Raw genomic sequence first — 16,625 nt, 5'->3', positions numbered from 1 at the left:
ATTTTGTGCACAAAAGTAACTCATATTTTGAAAAATCATATCGATATGAATCATTCAAATATAACTTTTTTAATTGAGCAATACGGAGAGTTGAAAAGATACTGTACATTTTTAACGAAAAATAAATGGGATGGCGAAGATCTTGCCCAAGAAACAGTTTGTAAAGTACTTCAAAAATATAGTAATAAAGATATTTGTATGACGCTCGTATATAAAATAGCTAGAAATCGTTGGTTAGATCAAATAAAGTCAAAATCAGTTCATGAAAAAATAAGAGACCAAATTACTTTTGAAGAACCCCATGAAAAAATTGCAGATTTGCATGAAATGGTAGGGAAAGTATTATTTTCATTAAATGTACAGCAATCCGCAATTTTATTATTAAAAGATGTTTTTCAATATAGTATCGCTGATATTGCTAAAGTATGTTCCGTATCGGAAGGGGCAGTAAAAGCTTCTTTGTTTCGGAGTAGAAATAGGTTGAAAACTGTAAGTGAAGAAGGGGTAGAGATAGTTGAATTCACAGACGATATGGAAGTTGTAGTAACGTCTATTCGAGAAGAGAGACCGGAATTATTAACGAAACTGCTTCCAACAATAGATTTTACTAAGTTACCATCTAAACAGCCAGTCTTATTATTTAATGTGAAACAACCTTCTTCCTACAGTTGTATGCTTTTAGCAGCATAACAATTATTGGAGGGATTTAAAATGAATGCAATTCCATATGTTGTAGAACAAACGAAATTAGGAGAACGTTCCTATGATATATACTCAAGGTTATTAAAAGACCGTATTGTTATTATCGGTTCAGAAATAAATGATCAAGTAGCGAGTAGTGTCGTAGCTCAATTATTATTTTTAGAAGCAGAAGATGCAGAGAAAGATATATTTTTATACATTAATAGTCCAGGCGGATCAACGACAGCAGGTTTTGCCATATTGGATACGATGAATTTAATTAAACCAGACGTGCAAACGCTATGCATGGGCTTTGCAGCATCATTTGGTGCATTGCTATTATTATCAGGTGCAAAAGGAAAACGGTTTGCACTCCCAAATAGTGAAATTATGATTCATCAGCCGCTTGGTGGTGCACAAGGGCAAGCAACGGAAATTGAAATCACAGCAAAAAGAATTTTAAAGTTAAAACATGATATTAATAAAATGATTGCAGAAAAAACAGGGCAACCGATTGAAAGAGTAGCACATGATACAGAAAGAGATTATTTTATGACTGCAGAAGAAGCGAAGGCATATGGGATTGTAGATGATGTTGTTACGAAAAAATAGCAGAAAGCAGGCTAGAGAGTAAAGTATATTCTCTAGCCTGTTTTATTAATCTTTTATCCATTTATCAACTAACGTTTGATTCTTTTTAATCCATTTTCGCGCCGCTTCTTCGGGATCTTTCGTTTTATTTAACTCGACCATTAATGTACCAAGCTGTTCATCGTTCATTTTCCATTTATCAAAGTATTTTATGATATCTGGATGATCTTTTTCGAAACCTTTACGAACGGAGTAATAAATGTCATCTTTTTCACCATATACTTTCTTAGGGTCTTTTAAATATTTTAAGTCAAATTCTGAAAAACCCCAATGTGGATTCCAAAGCGTAACAGCGATTGGTTTCTTTTTCGTATATGCTTTTTTTAGTTCACTCATCAAAGCAGCTTCAGAAGACTGGACAAGTTTTAGCTTTATATCATATTCCTTCATCGCTTTATTCGTTAAATTCATAAGACTGCTGCCAGGTTCAATTCCGACAATTTTATTATCTAGTTCATCTTTATGTGCATTTAGATCTTCAATGCTGTTTATGTTTTTCACATAAGAAGGAACAACTAAACCTAGTCCGGTTCCTTCATACCATTTTGATTTTAAGACAATATCATCTTTATAACGATCATTTAGTGGTTTATCCGTAACGGGTAGCCATACTTCTAAATTAGCATCAACATCACCGCGAGCAACACCAGTCCAAATTGCCGCTTTTTCTAAATACATGAGTTCAACTTTGTAGCCTTTTTGTTCTAGTAGTACCTTCCACATATTTGCAGTTGCAATGTTTTCTTTCCAACTTGTTACACCTAGTTTAATTTTTCCTTTCGAATTTGCATTTGTTGCATTACATGAAGAGAAAATCATAGTAATAAATAATGCAAGGCATATGAGCCATATTTTCTTTCTCATTAAAAACCTCCTAAGAAACGTTTGCTTTTTAAATAAATGTATAAGTAAGCATTCTTATTATGAACGGAAAAAAGAATTTTAAAGAAATCTTATAAATGTTATTTTTATGTAATATTTCTTTGCAAAATCGCAACACTATGTGAATAGATGGGTAGAAAAGGAGTAGTGACATGGATAATACAAAGGTACGTGTTGAAAACGTAACAAAAGTATTTGGGAAACACCCGCAAAGAGCGCTTACCTTATTAAAAGAAGGAAAAAGTAAATCGGAAATTTTGAAAGAGACAGGAATGAACGTTGGCGTAAAAAAGGCGACGTTCGAAGTATATACGGGAGAAATTTTCGTTATTATGGGATTGTCTGGTAGCGGGAAATCAACATTAGTTCGTATGTTAAACCAACTGATTAGACCAACAGCGGGGCATATATACATAGATGGAGAGGATATCGCAACGATGGGAAAAGAAGAGTTGCGAAGAGTGAGAAGAACGAAGATGAGCATGGTGTTTCAGAAATTCGCTCTATTCCCTCATCGTACCGTTTTGCAAAATGTTGCATATGGGTTGGAAATACAAGGAGTTCCAGTAGAGGAACGAGAGAGAAAAGCGTTAGAGTCCTTGAAGTTAGTTGGATTAGACCATCATAAAGATAATTATCCAAGTCAACTGAGTGGTGGTATGCAACAGCGTGTCGGCATTGCGAGAGCGCTTACGAATAATCCGGATGTTTTACTTATGGATGAGTCATTTAGTGCATTAGATCCACTGATTCGAAAAGAAATGCAAGATGAACTGTTAGAATTACAAGATAAAATGGAAAAAACAATTATTTTTATTACGCATGATTTAGATGAAGCCCTTCGAATTGGTGATCGAATTGCGTTAATGAAAGATGGAGAAGTTGTCCAAATTGGAACGCCAGAAGAAATTATGATGAGTCCTGCGAATGAATTTGTAGAGAAATTCGTGGCGGATGTGAATTTAGGAAAAGTAATAACGGCGGAATCTATATTAAAACGACCAGAGACGTTATTAATTGACCGTGGACCACGTGTAGCACTTCAAATTATGAGAAATGCCGGCGTTTCTACAGTGTATGTTGTTAACAAAAAATATGAGTTTTTAGGAATATTAACGGCAGATGATGCGAGTAAAGCAGTACAAAAGCAATGGCCGATTGCTGATTTATTACTTACCGATATTCCGCACGTGTATGTAGATACTTTACTGGAAGAAACTTATGCGAAAATGGCGGAGATGAAATATCCGTTACCAGTAATTGATGAGAAGAAAAGGCTAAGAGGAATTATTAAACGTGAAAGTGTCATTCAAGCTCTTGCAGGTAATATTGAAGAAGAGGTGAAAGACGATGAATAGTATACCACGTATTCCTTTAGGGGAATGGGTCGACTCATTTGTTGCAAGTTTATATGAGCACTTTGAAGGCTTATTCCGAGGATTCTCTTATATTATCGGCGGATTCGTTGATTTACTCACTAATTTTTTAACAATAATACCGGCCATATTGATGATTATCATCCTATGTTTCCTCATTTGGTACACAACGAGGAAGGTATCTTTAATTATTTTTACACTGATCGGTTTATTATTTATTTTAAATATTAACTACTGGGCACAGACAATGCAAACATTAGCACTTGTACTTACATCTGTAATTATTTCAATTATTGTCGGAATCCCAATCGGAATTTTAGCTTCGCAAAATGAACGGTTTTCAAAATTTTTAAAACCGACATTAGATTTTATGCAAACAATGCCGGCTTTCGTATATCTTATTCCCGCGATTACATTTTTCGGAGTAGGAGTAGTACCTGGGATTATTGCATCCGTAATCTTTGCAATGCCACCGACAATTCGTTTTACTGACTTAGGAATTAGACAAGTTCCAGAAGATTTAATAGAAGCAGCGAATGCGTTTGGCTCTACCGCATCACAAAAATTATTTAAAGTACAATTACCACTCGCAACTGGAACGATCATGGCTGGTGTGAACCAAAGTATTATGCTCTCTTTATCAATGGTAGTAACAGCATCGCTTGTAGGAGCTCCAGGTCTTGGAGTTGATGTATACCGCTCTGTGACACAAGTTAATATCGGGATGGGATTTGAAGCGGGACTAGCCATTGTTGTCATTGCGATTATATTAGATCGTATTACACAAGGATTTCACCAAAAAAGAAGATAACAAGAAAACACACTTTATTATACAAAGTGTGTTTTTTGTTTGAATAGATTATATTCGAACGATAACAGAACCGTCAGCTGACGCAAAAACTTGTTTTTTTATTTCATTGATTTAATTCTTCGATGAATAACGATATGTTTGTTTAATAGCGACTTGAAAATCTCTTCTTAAGAAGAGGATTATGTGGTGGAAAAGTATAAGTAATAAAGTACATTTTTTGGAAATTATTAAGTGGAATAGCGAATATATTAGGAGACAGTGAAGTCATGTAAATAGATATTATTTTGGAAGAAATTATGAGAGGAGATGCTATTTTGTCTAAAAAGAAAAAAAGCAATGATGCCTTGGCAATAGGCGTCGGTATAGGGGTTGTAATCGGTGTAGTCCAAGGTTATTTTACAAATAATTTAGTAATCGGAATTGTGATTGGGATTGTAATTGGAGTTGTGGTTTTGAAGAAAAAATGAGCTGTAAATTCAATTCAAAATTGTTACATTAAAAGAATGAATTTTTGGAATATAAATCCTATTTTTCCTTTTTTTATGATATTATATATATAAAGGTTGATGGTGCAGATATTAATAAACAATCGTTTGCGAAAAACATTCAGAAAAAGTGTATTGGTTACAAAATGCTTGATATCATCGGCCAAATTGCATATTGGACTGGTGCACGATATGAAGATTCAGTAGAAATAAAAAAATATGCGAAAGTATATGGTGAGTGAATATGCATACAACAAATAATAGACAATATTCATGGGTTGGAAGTAGAGAAATGTGCTTAGACGAAATTTCGATAAAGCAATATGGTGAAATCGTAATTGGTAAATACGGCGGGAATATAAGTGCCGGAGCAAAAAAGAATGAAGATGGTGCGTTAGTTTGGTCAAATGGTGATTGGGAATTTGCAGCTATACTAGATGGACATAATAGTGCAGAAAGTGTTGATTTAGTAGTAAATACAATTCAAAAAGAATATGAAAATATAAAAGAAATGATGAATGAATCGATTGATACAGTATTTCGATCTGTTGAAAATCATATTCTTACAATCTTACAATCTTCTTCATTTAAGGAAAAGTGCAAAAGAATTAAAGGTGAAACAGCTTGCTTACTATGTGTAAGAAAAGAAAACTACATATGGTGGCTATCTATTGGAGACTGTTTAGTTTATGTATTTCATGAAGAGTTACATAAGTTAGGACAATACGCACTAAATCAACGTCATTTTTACGAATGGATTGGTAACGTAAATACTTTTGATTTACCTGTTCCTTGTTATTCAACAGGCATTCGTGAATTACGTAATGGAAAGAATCGAATTGTAATGGTGACAGATGGAGTATTAGAATGCGGGGAACGTCGGTATGAAACTCCTGTAAATCTGTATAGTGATATGAATAGAAATAATATAAAACTTGAAGAAAGTGTTCATCATGTATTAGAGCACGTTCATCATCAATTCGGACGCGACAGTGCGACAATTATTAGTTGGGACATTGATAATAAAGGAAAAGCTACTTATCCGAGTGATCAGCCAGATAAAAAGTAAAGGAGGAGACATCACTGTTTTTAGTTAAAGGAATTTTATTAATAGTATGGATCATATTCTTAGTTGTTTTGGAAAAAGTAGTGAGAAAAAAATTAAATATACCGAAACAAACAGATTGGAATAGTAAATATGTAAACAACTCTCATAAATGGGGGACTAGGGCTCTTATCGTTTCTTATATAATTGTTACGCTGATATGTGCTACTTTAAATCCCATTTATATTAGTAATTTACCCATATTATTTTTAATAACTTTATACTGCTTTCAATCATATATGGAGTGGAAATATGATAAAGAATCGAGGGAATATGTCATTTCTTTAGGAACGGTTCCGTTATTAATAATAACAGGAATTATGCTTAATCTTTTCTTTTATAGATATTGGATTTAATTATATATGGAATGAATGGGGAGACAAAATGAAAATGCCTAAATTACGTGCTGAAGCAATGATTGTAAATAAAGATCATTCTAAAGTACTAGTACAATGTGATTTAAGTGAAACATTTTATCGTTTTCCAGGAGGCTCTATTGAATTTGGTGAACCAGCAAAAGAAGCGATAATACGAGAATTAATGGAAGAATACGATTTGAAAATTGATGTCCAAGAGCTAGCTGTTGTAAATGAGCATATTTTCGAGTGGAACAACGAAAAAGGACATCATTGTACATTGATACATTGGGGAACTGTTCAAGAGATGGTTACAAATGAAATAAGGCATAAAGAACATGAGAATATTATATTAATATGGAAGAGCATAGAGGAATTAAAGGAGAAGCCAACATATCCTGAAGGAATTGTAAGTTATTTAGAAGAGAATAACCATAATATAGTCCACTTTGTTTCTAAAAATATATAAAGTAATTGGAGGGATAACAATGGATACCTCTACAATTTTAATTATTATTATTGGACTTGGTATAGGTGGTTACTTTTTAGAACAGTTTTTAAGAAGAAAATTAAATATGGAGAAAAGAGGCTTTTTTGGATATAAGCATGTGAATAGCTTGCATGTGAAATTGGAAATAGGATTGTTCTTTATTTATTTCGTAAGTAGTATCATTTATGTTAATAGTAATGAAAATGCAAATGTAGGATATGCCCTTTTCATTTTTTTTGGAACATTATGGACGTTAAGGGCATGGATGGAGTGGAAATATGATAGGGAATCGAAGGAATATATTCTTTCGATAATCGGTTTATTGGCATTTATAGTTATGATTTCATTGCTCATTTACTTTGATCCGTTTTCAATTTAAAACGAAAAGAATAAAAAAAGGGGATGGAATAATTTAGGGCTAAATAAGATAATTGAAAGAATTCAAGAAAAATGTACGGAACAATCAGTTATAATAATAGGTATTGGTGGTACAAATAATGAGATAACTAATAAATAAGAAACCATTTACTGCTAAATGGTTTCTTATTCAATTTAAACATTTAATTTCGCTAATACGGATTTAACGAAATTTGTTTTATCCTCTGCATATTGATGTTTATCATTAGGATTAGCTTTTGAAAGTTGAATCTTCAATTGTTCATATTGTTTACGAGCAGTTTTATTGTCTATTAAGTAATCACGAAATTGTAATTGTTCTATTAAATATGTATTCCCTCGTTCATACATATGAATTTGATGAGTTCTTGGCTCACCTTTATTAAAATAATATCGTTCAGGCAATACATCTTTTCTATATTTATAGTTTAGTAGTTCTAATTTTTTAATACAATGTATACCGTCCCTATAATTTTCTAATTCAATTGCTATATCAATAATGGGCTTTGCACTTAAATGTGGAATAGAAGTACTACCAATATGGTGTATCGCTAAAATATGTTCGCCAATTTGTTCCTCAATGAATTGTTTCTCCTTTACAAATTCAATTGCCCACTCTTCAGTCCACGGAACTAAAAACACTTTACCATATGGTAAACCTAACATTTAATTAGCACCTCTTTCAAAATGTTTTTCAATAAAGGTAATTACATTTTCTTAAAGCTTCTCAAAACAAGATATTCCCACAATCTCCAAGGAAGAATTTTCTTTGCAAAGATCATAAATTTTACACCTTTACCGATTGGATAACGTAAATTCGTACGCTTAGACTCAGCAATTTCTACAATTTTATTAGCAACATCTATCGGATTACCAAATGTATCACTGCCGCTATTAATATGTTTTTGTATTTTATCCATATATTCTTTGTATGGAGAGGTAGTTTCAGATTGATTTTCTGCTAATTGTTTACCAACTTCCCATATATTCGTGTTATAAGAACCAGGTTCCACTAAAGCAACATTTATTCCGAACGGTTTTACTTCTAAACGAAGGGATTCGCTCCATCCTTCTAATGCATGTTTTGAAGAAACGTAAGGAGATAGACCAGGGAATCCAACTTGACCACTAATGCTGCTTATATTAATAATTTTTCCGCTTTTTTGTTCTCTCATATAAGGTAAAACAAGCTGAGTAATTGATATAGCTCCAAAAAAGTTCGTTTCAAATTGTTTACGGTATTCCTCTACTGGAATTTCTTCTACAAAGCCACCATTTGCATATCCTGCATTATTAATGAGGAGGTCCACTTTGTTTATTTCTTTTAAAAATAATTGAAAGTTATGTAAAGAGTTTTGATCGGTTACATCTAATTGTTGAATTTTTATGTTTTGCTGTAAGTTGAGTTGAGTAACTTGAGATAATAAGTTTCCTTGTTTTTCAAGGTTTCTCATTGTTGCGATAACTAAATAATCTTTTTTTGCGAGTTCGAGTGTAGTTAATAGTCCGAATCCACTTGAAGCTCCTGTAATAACCGCGATTTGTTTATTCATTTTCTGCCAGCTTTCTTTTTCTTTTATCATAACGAGTTATGATAAGAAAATCTATTATTCTTATACTTTCTTTGAAAGCTATTCATGTTAATTCTATATTCTATGGTTTTTAAAGAGGGAATTATACGGACTTATCGTATATAGAGAAGTGAGTATGAATACGTTTATGAAATGAGGGAAGAGAGATGGCCCATGTGAAAGATGTATTAGCAGATCAGTTATTAGCGAATGCAAACGATCCTAGTTGGTATATTCCGTTTTCAGATGCAGTTAAGGGTTTATCTGAGAGGGAAGCTTTCTGGAAACCGAATGAAGAGAGTAACAGTATAGCTGAAATTGTACAACATTTATTGTATTGGAATTCTACGTGGCAAACTAGATATAAAGAATCGAATGTGAATGCTGTGCCTGCTATCGGAGATAATAACAAAAGTTTTATGCTTTCAAATAATCAAACTTTCGATGAATTACGAGAAAAACTACTAGAAAAACTGTTACTATGGCAAAATCTCATAAATGAAGAAAAGGTTGAAAGCGATGTAGTGGGATTTCCTGTTTCTGCAAAGTGGTGGGAAGTGCTAGCCAATGTAACTACTCATAATGCATATCATATCGGTCAAATTATTTACATCCGAAAATTACAGAAGAGTTTTGATGGTGAATAAGATAATAATTTTCAAATTAGGTGAACAAAAGTGGACAAAACGAGACTAATGTCTCATTTTGTCCACTTTTTTATTTTCAACATAGAGAGAAAACCTATTAAATCAAGGATTGGAAATTGGCACGGTACTTGCTATATAAATGATGAACAAGAAAATAGGAGGGCTGAACATGTTAAAAACAACTGAAAGTAAAGGGAATGGAATTACGAAAGAACAAGCTCGCTGGATGTACGAAAAAATGTTAGAGATTCGTAAGTTTGAAGATAAGGTGCATGAATTATTCGCGCAAGGCGTTCTGCCAGGTTTCGTTCATTTATACGCTGGGGAAGAAGCGGTAGCAGTTGGTGTATGTGCTCACTTAACGGATAGTGACAGTATTACAAGTACGCATAGAGGCCATGGGCATTGTATCGCAAAAGGTTGTGATTTAAACGGTATGATGGCTGAACTTTTCGGGAAAGCGACAGGATTATGTAAAGGTAAAGGCGGATCCATGCATATTGCTGATTTAGATAAAGGAATGCTTGGTGCAAATGGTATTGTAGGCGGTGGTTTCCCGCTTGCTTGCGGATCGGCATTAACAGCTAAATATAAAGGAACGAAAGATGTAAGTGTTTGTTTCTTCGGTGATGGAGCAAATAATGAAGGAACATTCCATGAAGGGGTTAACTTAGCGGCGATTTGGAAGTTACCAGTTATTTTTATCGCTGAAAATAACGGTTACGGTGAAGCAACGACATTTGAATATGCTTCAAGTTGTGATTCTATTGCGGATCGTGCAAAAGCTTATAACATTCCAGGTGTTCAAGTGGATGGAAAAGATCTGCTAGCTGTATATAAAGTTGCTGAAGAAGCAGTAGAACGTGCGCGTAATGGCGATGGTCCAACAATAATTGAATGTATGACATATCGTAATTACGGTCATTTCGAAGGTGAAGCACAAACGTATAAAACTTCAGAAGAAAAAGAAGAACATTTAAACGAAAAAGATGCAATTGTGAATTTCCGTAAGCATTTAATTCATGAAGCTTTATTAACTGAATCTGAGCTTGTAGATATGGAAAAGGCAGTAGATGAAGCAGTACAAAAATCAATTGAATTTAGTGAAAATAGTCCATATCCAGAGGATGAAGAATTATTAAAAGATGTATACGTTTCTTACAAATAAGAGGAGGGTGAAACAGAATGACTAGAACAGTAAGTATGTCAACTGCAATTAATGAAGCGATGAAAATCTCAATGCGCCGTGATGAAAATGTAATTTTAATAGGAGAGGACGTTGCAGGTGGTGCTCAAGTTGATCATTTGCAAGATGATGAAGCATGGGGCGGTGTTCTTGGTGTTACGAAAGGTCTTGTACAAGAATTTGGTCGAAATCGTATTTTAGATACGCCAATTTCTGAAGCGGGTTATATGGGAGCAGCGATGGCAGCTGCGGCAACAGGTTTACGTCCGATAGCTGAATTAATGTTTAATGATTTTATCGGTAGTTGCCTTGATCAAGTATTAAACCAAGGTGCAAAGTTCCGTTATATGTTCGGTGGTAAAGCGAAAGTGCCAGTTACAGTACGTACGATGCATGGTGCTGGATTTAGCGCAGCAGCGCAGCATTCACAAAGTTTATATGCGTTGTTTACGAGTATTCCAGGAATTAAAGTTGTCGTTCCTTCTACTCCGTATGATGCAAAAGGTTTACTATTAGCGGCAATTGAAGATGATGATCCAGTAATCTTCTTTGAAGATAAAACACTCTACAATATGAAAGGTGAAGTGCCGGAAGGGTATTATACAATTCCATTAGGTAAAGCAGATATTAAACGAGAAGGTTCTGATGTAACAATCGTTGCCATTGGAAAACAAGTTCATACAGCACTTGTAGCTGCTGAGCAATTATCGAAAAAAGGACTTGAAGTAGAAGTAATTGATCCACGTTCTTTATCACCACTGGATGAAGATACGATTTTAGCATCAGTTGAAAAAACAAATCGCCTTATTGTTATTGATGAAGCAAATCCAAGATGTAGTATCGCAACGGATATTGCGGCAATTGTAGCGGATAAAGGATTTGATTTGTTAGATGCACCTATTAAACGAATTACAGCACCACATACACCAGTTCCGTTCTCACCACCACTTGAAAAGTTATATTTACCAACGCCGGAGAAAGTAATTGAAACTGTATCAGAAATGATCGGAGACCAATCTTTATTACATGTGTAATGAAACGATGAGAAGGGAGAGAGAAATATGGCTGTAGAAGTTGTAATGCCGAAGTTAGGTATGGCGATGAAAGAAGGTATTATTACGAGCTGGAATATTAAAGCAGGCGATCATGTATCAAAAGGTGAACTAATTGCTAGTATTAATTCGGAAAAAATCGAAACGGAAATAGAAGCACCAGCGGATGGAACTGTTCTTGATATAGCTGTAAGTGAAGATGAGGGAGTTCCACCTGGCACTGTCATTTGCTATATCGGTAAGCTGAACGAAAAAGTAGAAATCAATGAAAGTATAAATGTTGTAGAAGAAAAAGCACCTAATCTAGAGCCTAAAAAGGTCCAATATCCAGAACCATATGCGAAAGAAGTGGCGAAGAAAAGAATCAAAATTTCACCTGTAGCGAAGAAAATTGCAAAGTCTGAAAATCTAGATATCAAAGCATTAGTTGGTACAGGCCCTGGCGGAAGGATTACAAAAGTAGACGTATTAAAAGCGATTGAAGAAAGAGTAACAATTCCAGAAGTACTTGAACAAGAAGAAAGTAAAGTAATTCCTGTTACTGGTATGCGGAAAGCAATCGCAAACCGTATGCATGCAAGTTTACAAAATAGTGCGCAATTAACATTAACGATGAAAGTAGATGTTACAGATTTAGTTGCTTTACATAAAGAAATAGCGTCAGTTGTACAAAAACGATACGATAACAAACTAACTATTACGGATTTCGTTTCTCGTGCTGTTGTATTAGCGCTTGGAGAGCATAAAGAAATGAACAGTGCTTATATGGATGATACAATTCATCAATTTGAACATGTTCATTTAGGCATGGCAGTCGCATTAGAAAAAGGATTAGTCGTTCCAGCTATTCGCTTTGCTAATAATCTATCTGTAGTAGAGTTATCTAAACAAATTAAAAACGTTGCACAAAAAGCAAGAGAAGGTAGTTTAAGTAGTGATGATATGCAAGGGACAACCTTTACAATTAGTAATTTAGGTAGCTTCGGTATTGAATATTTTACGCCAGTATTAAATACACCTGAAACTGGTATTTTAGGTGTAGGTGCAATTGAACATGTTCCAGTATATAAAGGGAAGAAAATAAAAAAAGGCAGTATGTTACCTTTAAGTTTAACATTCGATCATCGTGTATTAGATGGTGCACCAGCAGCTGCATTTTTACGCACAATTAAACGTTATTTAGAAGAACCTGTAACAATTCTTTTATAAAGAGAAGGTGAGAGAATGAGTAAACTAGTCGTTATTGGTGGCGGACCTGCTGGCTATGTAGCGGCAATTACCGCAGCTCAAAATGGAAAAGATGTCACTCTTATTGATGAAGCTGATCTTGGCGGGACTTGTTTAAATGTTGGGTGTATGCCTACAAAATCATTGTTAGAAAGTGCGGAAGTGCATGACATTGTGAGAAAAGCGAATCATTATGGAGTTACACTCAATAATGGAAGTATATCAATTGATTGGAAGCAAATGCAGGCGAGGAAATCACAAATCGTAACGCAGCTCGTCCAAGGAATTCAATATTTAATGAAGAAAAATAAAATAAAAGTTATACAAGGTAAAGCGAAATTTGAAACGGATCACCGTGTTCGAGTTACAAACGGTAATAAAGAAGATGTAGTAGATGGAGATCAGTTCATTATAGCGACAGGTTCAGAACCGACTGCATTACCCTTTGCTTCATTTGACGGAAAGTGGATTTTAAATAGCAGCCATGCAATGTCCATAGATTATATACCAAAATCATTATTAATCGTTGGCGGTGGTGTAATAGGATGCGAGTTTGCAAGTATTTATAGTCGCCTTGGAACAAAAGTTACGATTGTTGAAATGGCACCGCAATTATTACCAGGTGAAGATGAAGATATCTCACACATTTTAAGAGGGAAACTAGAAAATGATGGTGTAGAAATATTTACAGGAGCAGCTTTAAAAGGATTAAATAATTATAAGAAGCAGGCTTCATTTGAATATGAAGGAAGTATCCAAGAAGTTAATCCAGAATTTATTCTCGTTTCTGTCGGCCGAAAACCACGTGTACAACAATTAAATTTAGAAAAAGCAGGCATTCAATATTCAAATAAAGGAATTTCTGTGAATGAACATATGCAAACCAATGTATCACATATTTATGCAGCAGGCGATGTGATTGGTGGAATCCAGCTTGCTCACGTTGCCTTCCATGAAGGAACGACGGCAGCATTACACGCGAGTGGAGAAGATGTAAAAGTAAACTACCATGCTGTACCTCGCTGTATTTATACCGCTCCAGAAATTGCTAGTGTCGGTTTAACAGAAAAAGATGCAAGAGAGCAGTACGGTGACATACAAATTGGAGAATTTCCTTTTACAGCAAATGGAAAAGCGCTTATTATTGGAGAACAAACGGGGAAAGTAAAAGTTATTGTGGAACCTAAATATCAAGAAATTGTTGGAATTTCTATTATTGGTCCTCGTGCAACAGAACTAATTGGTCAAGGAACTGTAATGATTCATACGGAAGTTACTGCCGATATTATGAGAGATTATATTGCAGCGCACCCTACTTTATCTGAAGCGATTCATGAAGCGTTATTGCAAGCTTTAGGACATGCTGTACATGCTTAAATGAAAATATAATAAACCACTATTCTCTAAATGAATAAGAGAATAGTGGTTTGCATTTTTACAGAAAAAATTGAATATCCTATTATTTTTTTACGTCAATCGCTGAAGTAATATCGTTCCAATCAGCAGCTAAATTAGCAGTTTTACCGTACCAATCAGCATGTTTAAATATAACACCTTTTCCATAGCCTTGTGTAGAAGTATGCTCCCAAAGTGTCGTTGAATAACTTGCTGAAGGCGATGCTGTACTTACAGAGGAAATTCTGTCGTTCCAGCTAGATGGTAAGTTTTTAAAGCCGCTGCTCCAGTAAATATATTGGCCACCTTTATCTTTATGTTCATAAAAATCAGTACTACCAGCACCGCTACCTAAAGGATTAATTTTATTTTTAAGTACTTTTTTATCCTTTTCAATATAAGCATCTAATGTTTCGCGGCTAGTAAAACCATAAGCTAGCCAATCTCCATTTTCATTTTGCTCTGGTAATACCATAGTAATTTGGATGTCTTTCTTATCTTGATCACTTAATTTTGTAAGTGAATTAACATTCTGTTCATCCACTTTTAAATAATCAAAAGACTTAATTGTGTTACTTTTTTCTTCAGCACTTGCTACTCCTAGTCCTCCAGTTAATGCAAATCCCGCTACTAATGTACCTGCTACTAATTTCTTCAACATATAACCATCCCTTTTTGTTTAGATTTTTGTACAGGTGAATCTTTGTACTAGTAAAATGTATTCTAATCATTAACTATTGTAAATATTCTGAAGTTTTAGAAATAAAAGATGGAATATTTACATTTTTGCATTTTTTCTTTAGAAAAAATAGTTATTGGAATGATATAATAAATAGATATATCGCTTTTGTTAGATCTTAAAATATTTTAGGGGGAAAGTTTTTGAAGTATTTTAATAAAGATTGGTATAAAGAAATGCAAGTATCTGGTTTTTTAAATTTCCCAGAAACAGTAGAAGAATGGGAAGAGATGTTGCGAGAGAGCGAAAAGGTAGGAATGGATTATAAGCAAAGTTTAAGAGAAGACGTGGAAGAAAAGAAAGAAGATTTATTAAAGTTCCTCCCTAAATCACTGCATCCATACATTCATGACAATACAATTAATTCAGAATACCCAACGGAAAAATTAAAGAGACTTATGCTTGAGTGGACAAAAGATTATGAGAAAAGAATGAATGATTTAGAGAAAGCCTATATAGATAATTATAATTCTATAAAAGAAAAGCTCGCGCAGAATGTCGTTCAACTACATGAATACTCACTACATGACAGTGTAGTCAAATCAGTGGAGAAAAAATCAGAAGCTACGCTAATTATAACTTTAGATTGCAGTGGTACTTTCAGTGAATTTGATAAACTACAAGCAACTTTTACAGGAGTAACGAAATGTTCTATCCCGGAAAATTTTGAAGGTGCTTGGTGGTTATGTCATGAAATAGATCTTATTCATGAAGGATTTGAATTGGGTGTTTTATTTGATTGCCCATTTGAAGAAGTGACGATTTGTGCAAAAGATGTATTGCTTAAGATAGGTAACTAGTAAACTTTACAAACAAAAAACAGTCTTATTTGACTGTTTTTTATTTAGTTGCTAAATTATCAAGTTTCCAATATGTATCTGTTAACGGCGCAGATTTGCTATCTATGTATAAATACATATTATTTAAATCTTTTGGTGAAGTTTTCATATTAAATACAATGTCGGTAGTTAAAGAAAACTCAGATGGAACCTTTTTAGCATTTTCATTTTGTATAACTTCACCTTCGTATTTTTCACCCGTTTTTTCATCTTTTATGAAATATTTTATTTCTGAAAGATCTATCGTTTGTCCGTCAGCACGAGCGTTATTTATAGTAACACGAGCTGTGAGACGCCACTCTTTGTCTATTTTTTCGAATTTAGCATTTTCAACAGTTGCTCTATAGTATTCATTTTTAACTATTTCCCCATAGTGCATTGCATTCTTTTCAAGAGCGCTCTTTTCTTGTTTCGGTGCAGTATTCCCACTACATCCTGCCATAAGTCCTGTAAATAATAATGCTGTACAAGTTACTTTCATTATAGATTTCATAATAATTCCTTTCTGTATTAAAAAGTAAAACATAGGAATAATTTTACATGAATAGGAAAGGAAATGGAAGCATATTTGCAGAATATGCAAATATGCATTTATTTTGTTGTCAAGTTAATGGAATAGAAAGAGGGAGAAAGCTGAATAAAACAGAGTGAACAAGAATTAAAAATATTGTAACACGGAAGAGACATGCATATAATTAAAATAAAGATAAAGTTTCAGAATCTTCAATGACGGCGG

General features: G+C 33.9%; 21 protein-coding genes. 16 read left to right on the top strand and 5 right to left on the bottom strand.

Annotation, left to right across the window (positions count from 1 at the left end; translation table 11 throughout):
- The first annotated feature begins 3 nt into the window (after positions 1–3).
- A complete protein-coding gene (locus tag MR070_RS09395; protein WP_242261116.1) occupies positions 4–690 on the top strand; it encodes an RNA polymerase subunit sigma-70 in 687 nt (228 codons plus the stop codon).
- Between the two features lie 21 nt (positions 691–711).
- On the top strand, positions 712–1,293 hold the full coding sequence (clpP, locus tag MR070_RS09390; RefSeq protein ID WP_000991625.1) for an ATP-dependent Clp endopeptidase proteolytic subunit ClpP: 582 nt from the start codon (positions 712–714) through the stop codon (positions 1,291–1,293).
- 45 nt (positions 1,294–1,338) lie between these two features.
- Here the strand turns inward: clpP and MR070_RS09385 are convergent, their stop codons facing one another.
- Positions 1,339–2,196: a glycine betaine ABC transporter substrate-binding protein gene (locus MR070_RS09385; protein ID WP_242261115.1), complete on the bottom strand. Its 858-nt coding sequence runs from the start codon at positions 2,194–2,196 to the stop codon at positions 1,339–1,341.
- A gap of 170 nt (positions 2,197–2,366) precedes the next feature.
- On the opposite strand from MR070_RS09385, the gene MR070_RS09380 reads away from it, so the two are divergent.
- The 8 genes from MR070_RS09380 to MR070_RS09345 all read left to right on the top strand — a co-directional run bounded on the left by MR070_RS09380 (position 2,367) and on the right by MR070_RS09345 (position 7,216).
- Positions 2,367–3,572, top strand: coding sequence for a quaternary amine ABC transporter ATP-binding protein (locus MR070_RS09380; RefSeq protein ID WP_242261114.1), 1,206 nt, complete (start codon positions 2,367–2,369; stop codon positions 3,570–3,572).
- Positions 3,565–4,401, top strand: a complete 837-nt coding sequence (locus MR070_RS09375) for an ABC transporter permease (RefSeq protein ID WP_242261113.1) — start codon at positions 3,565–3,567, stop codon at positions 4,399–4,401. Before MR070_RS09380 ends, MR070_RS09375 begins: the two co-directional genes overlap by 8 nt.
- Before the next feature lie 296 nt (positions 4,402–4,697).
- Positions 4,698–4,868, top strand: coding sequence for a glycine zipper domain-containing protein (locus MR070_RS09370; RefSeq protein WP_001992228.1), 171 nt, complete (start codon positions 4,698–4,700; stop codon positions 4,866–4,868).
- A 44-nt stretch (positions 4,869–4,912) separates the two neighbouring features.
- Positions 4,913–5,128, top strand: coding sequence for a hypothetical protein (locus MR070_RS09365; RefSeq protein WP_242261112.1), 216 nt, complete (start codon positions 4,913–4,915; stop codon positions 5,126–5,128).
- Positions 5,129–5,130: 2 nt separating this feature from the next.
- The gene (locus MR070_RS09360) at positions 5,131–5,955 is read left to right on the top strand and encodes a PP2C family serine/threonine-protein phosphatase (RefSeq protein WP_242261111.1); all 825 of its coding nucleotides are present in this window, start codon (positions 5,131–5,133) and stop codon (positions 5,953–5,955) included.
- Between the two features lie 68 nt (positions 5,956–6,023).
- Positions 6,024–6,347 carry a DUF4181 domain-containing protein gene (locus MR070_RS09355; RefSeq protein WP_277931266.1) on the top strand — a complete coding sequence of 108 codons (324 nt, stop codon included), beginning with the start codon at positions 6,024–6,026 and terminating at the stop codon, positions 6,345–6,347.
- A 28-nt stretch (positions 6,348–6,375) separates the two neighbouring features.
- Positions 6,376–6,816: an NUDIX domain-containing protein gene (locus MR070_RS09350; RefSeq protein WP_000783750.1), complete on the top strand. Its 441-nt coding sequence runs from the start codon at positions 6,376–6,378 to the stop codon at positions 6,814–6,816.
- A 19-nt stretch (positions 6,817–6,835) separates the two neighbouring features.
- Entirely contained in the window at positions 6,836–7,216 is a 381-nt protein-coding gene (locus MR070_RS09345; RefSeq protein ID WP_048557920.1) for a DUF4181 domain-containing protein, read from the top strand.
- Positions 7,217–7,389: 173 nt separating this feature from the next.
- Here the strand turns inward: MR070_RS09345 and MR070_RS09340 are convergent, their stop codons facing one another.
- Entirely contained in the window at positions 7,390–7,899 is a 510-nt protein-coding gene (locus MR070_RS09340; protein WP_226639378.1) for a GrpB family protein, read from the bottom strand.
- A gap of 41 nt (positions 7,900–7,940) precedes the next feature.
- A complete protein-coding gene (locus MR070_RS09335; RefSeq protein WP_242261109.1) occupies positions 7,941–8,786 on the bottom strand; it encodes an oxidoreductase in 846 nt (281 codons plus the stop codon).
- 185 nt (positions 8,787–8,971) lie between these two features.
- Here MR070_RS09335 and MR070_RS09330 point away from each other — a divergent pair, with 185 nt between their 5' ends.
- From MR070_RS09330 to lpdA, 5 genes are all read left to right on the top strand, one after another.
- Positions 8,972–9,451, top strand: coding sequence for a DinB family protein (locus MR070_RS09330; RefSeq protein ID WP_000951609.1), 480 nt, complete (start codon positions 8,972–8,974; stop codon positions 9,449–9,451).
- Positions 9,452–9,620: 169 nt separating this feature from the next.
- Positions 9,621–10,619, top strand: a complete 999-nt coding sequence (acoA, locus tag MR070_RS09325) for an acetoin:2,6-dichlorophenolindophenol oxidoreductase subunit alpha (protein ID WP_242261108.1) — start codon at positions 9,621–9,623, stop codon at positions 10,617–10,619.
- 17 nt (positions 10,620–10,636) lie between these two features.
- Positions 10,637–11,671: an acetoin:2,6-dichlorophenolindophenol oxidoreductase subunit beta gene (gene acoB / locus MR070_RS09320; RefSeq protein WP_070806207.1), complete on the top strand. Its 1,035-nt coding sequence runs from the start codon at positions 10,637–10,639 to the stop codon at positions 11,669–11,671.
- Positions 11,672–11,698: 27 nt separating this feature from the next.
- Entirely contained in the window at positions 11,699–12,898 is a 1,200-nt protein-coding gene (locus MR070_RS09315) for a dihydrolipoamide acetyltransferase family protein (protein ID WP_242261107.1), read from the top strand.
- 15 nt (positions 12,899–12,913) lie between these two features.
- Positions 12,914–14,293, top strand: a complete 1,380-nt coding sequence (lpdA, locus tag MR070_RS09310) for a dihydrolipoyl dehydrogenase (RefSeq protein WP_242261106.1) — start codon at positions 12,914–12,916, stop codon at positions 14,291–14,293.
- Positions 14,294–14,375: 82 nt separating this feature from the next.
- On the opposite strand, the gene MR070_RS09305 is transcribed toward lpdA, so the two are convergent.
- A complete protein-coding gene (locus tag MR070_RS09305; protein ID WP_000914455.1) occupies positions 14,376–14,972 on the bottom strand; it encodes a hypothetical protein in 597 nt (198 codons plus the stop codon).
- Positions 14,973–15,193: 221 nt separating this feature from the next.
- Here MR070_RS09305 and MR070_RS09300 point away from each other — a divergent pair, with 221 nt between their 5' ends.
- A complete protein-coding gene (locus MR070_RS09300; RefSeq protein WP_242261105.1) occupies positions 15,194–15,850 on the top strand; it encodes a DUF4085 family protein in 657 nt (218 codons plus the stop codon).
- Positions 15,851–15,890: 40 nt separating this feature from the next.
- On the opposite strand, the gene MR070_RS09295 is transcribed toward MR070_RS09300, so the two are convergent.
- On the bottom strand, positions 15,891–16,382 hold the full coding sequence (locus MR070_RS09295; protein WP_139895369.1) for a hypothetical protein: 492 nt from the start codon (positions 16,380–16,382) through the stop codon (positions 15,891–15,893).
- Positions 16,383–16,625: the final 243 nt, after the last annotated feature.

This window comes from Bacillus cereus group sp. BfR-BA-01453 (genome assembly GCF_022662915.1).
Lineage (GTDB): Bacteria > Bacillota > Bacilli > Bacillales > Bacillaceae_G > Bacillus_A > Bacillus_A paranthracis.
This window is presented reverse-complemented; position numbering and strand designations above follow the sequence as displayed.

Coding starts and splice junctions, on each gene's coding strand:
- MR070_RS09315 (WP_242261107.1), top strand. CDS start 11,699: ATGGCTGTAGAAGTTGTAATGCCGAAGTTAGGTATGGCGATGAAAGAA.
- MR070_RS09295 (WP_139895369.1), bottom strand. CDS start 16,382: ATGAAATCTATAATGAAAGTAACTTGTACAGCATTATTATTTACAGGA.
- MR070_RS09380 (WP_242261114.1), top strand. CDS start 2,367: ATGGATAATACAAAGGTACGTGTTGAAAACGTAACAAAAGTATTTGGG.
- MR070_RS09360 (WP_242261111.1), top strand. CDS start 5,131: ATGCATACAACAAATAATAGACAATATTCATGGGTTGGAAGTAGAGAA.
- MR070_RS09350 (WP_000783750.1), top strand. CDS start 6,376: ATGAAAATGCCTAAATTACGTGCTGAAGCAATGATTGTAAATAAAGAT.
- lpdA (WP_242261106.1), top strand. CDS start 12,914: ATGAGTAAACTAGTCGTTATTGGTGGCGGACCTGCTGGCTATGTAGCG.
- MR070_RS09305 (WP_000914455.1), bottom strand. CDS start 14,972: ATGTTGAAGAAATTAGTAGCAGGTACATTAGTAGCGGGATTTGCATTA.
- acoB (WP_070806207.1), top strand. CDS start 10,637: ATGACTAGAACAGTAAGTATGTCAACTGCAATTAATGAAGCGATGAAA.
- acoA (WP_242261108.1), top strand. CDS start 9,621: ATGTTAAAAACAACTGAAAGTAAAGGGAATGGAATTACGAAAGAACAA.
- clpP (WP_000991625.1), top strand. CDS start 712: ATGAATGCAATTCCATATGTTGTAGAACAAACGAAATTAGGAGAACGT.
- MR070_RS09345 (WP_048557920.1), top strand. CDS start 6,836: ATGGATACCTCTACAATTTTAATTATTATTATTGGACTTGGTATAGGT.
- MR070_RS09375 (WP_242261113.1), top strand. CDS start 3,565: ATGAATAGTATACCACGTATTCCTTTAGGGGAATGGGTCGACTCATTT.
- MR070_RS09340 (WP_226639378.1), bottom strand. CDS start 7,899: ATGTTAGGTTTACCATATGGTAAAGTGTTTTTAGTTCCGTGGACTGAA.
- MR070_RS09330 (WP_000951609.1), top strand. CDS start 8,972: ATGGCCCATGTGAAAGATGTATTAGCAGATCAGTTATTAGCGAATGCA.
- MR070_RS09335 (WP_242261109.1), bottom strand. CDS start 8,786: ATGAATAAACAAATCGCGGTTATTACAGGAGCTTCAAGTGGATTCGGA.
- MR070_RS09370 (WP_001992228.1), top strand. CDS start 4,698: ATGAGAGGAGATGCTATTTTGTCTAAAAAGAAAAAAAGCAATGATGCC.
- MR070_RS09385 (WP_242261115.1), bottom strand. CDS start 2,196: ATGAGAAAGAAAATATGGCTCATATGCCTTGCATTATTTATTACTATG.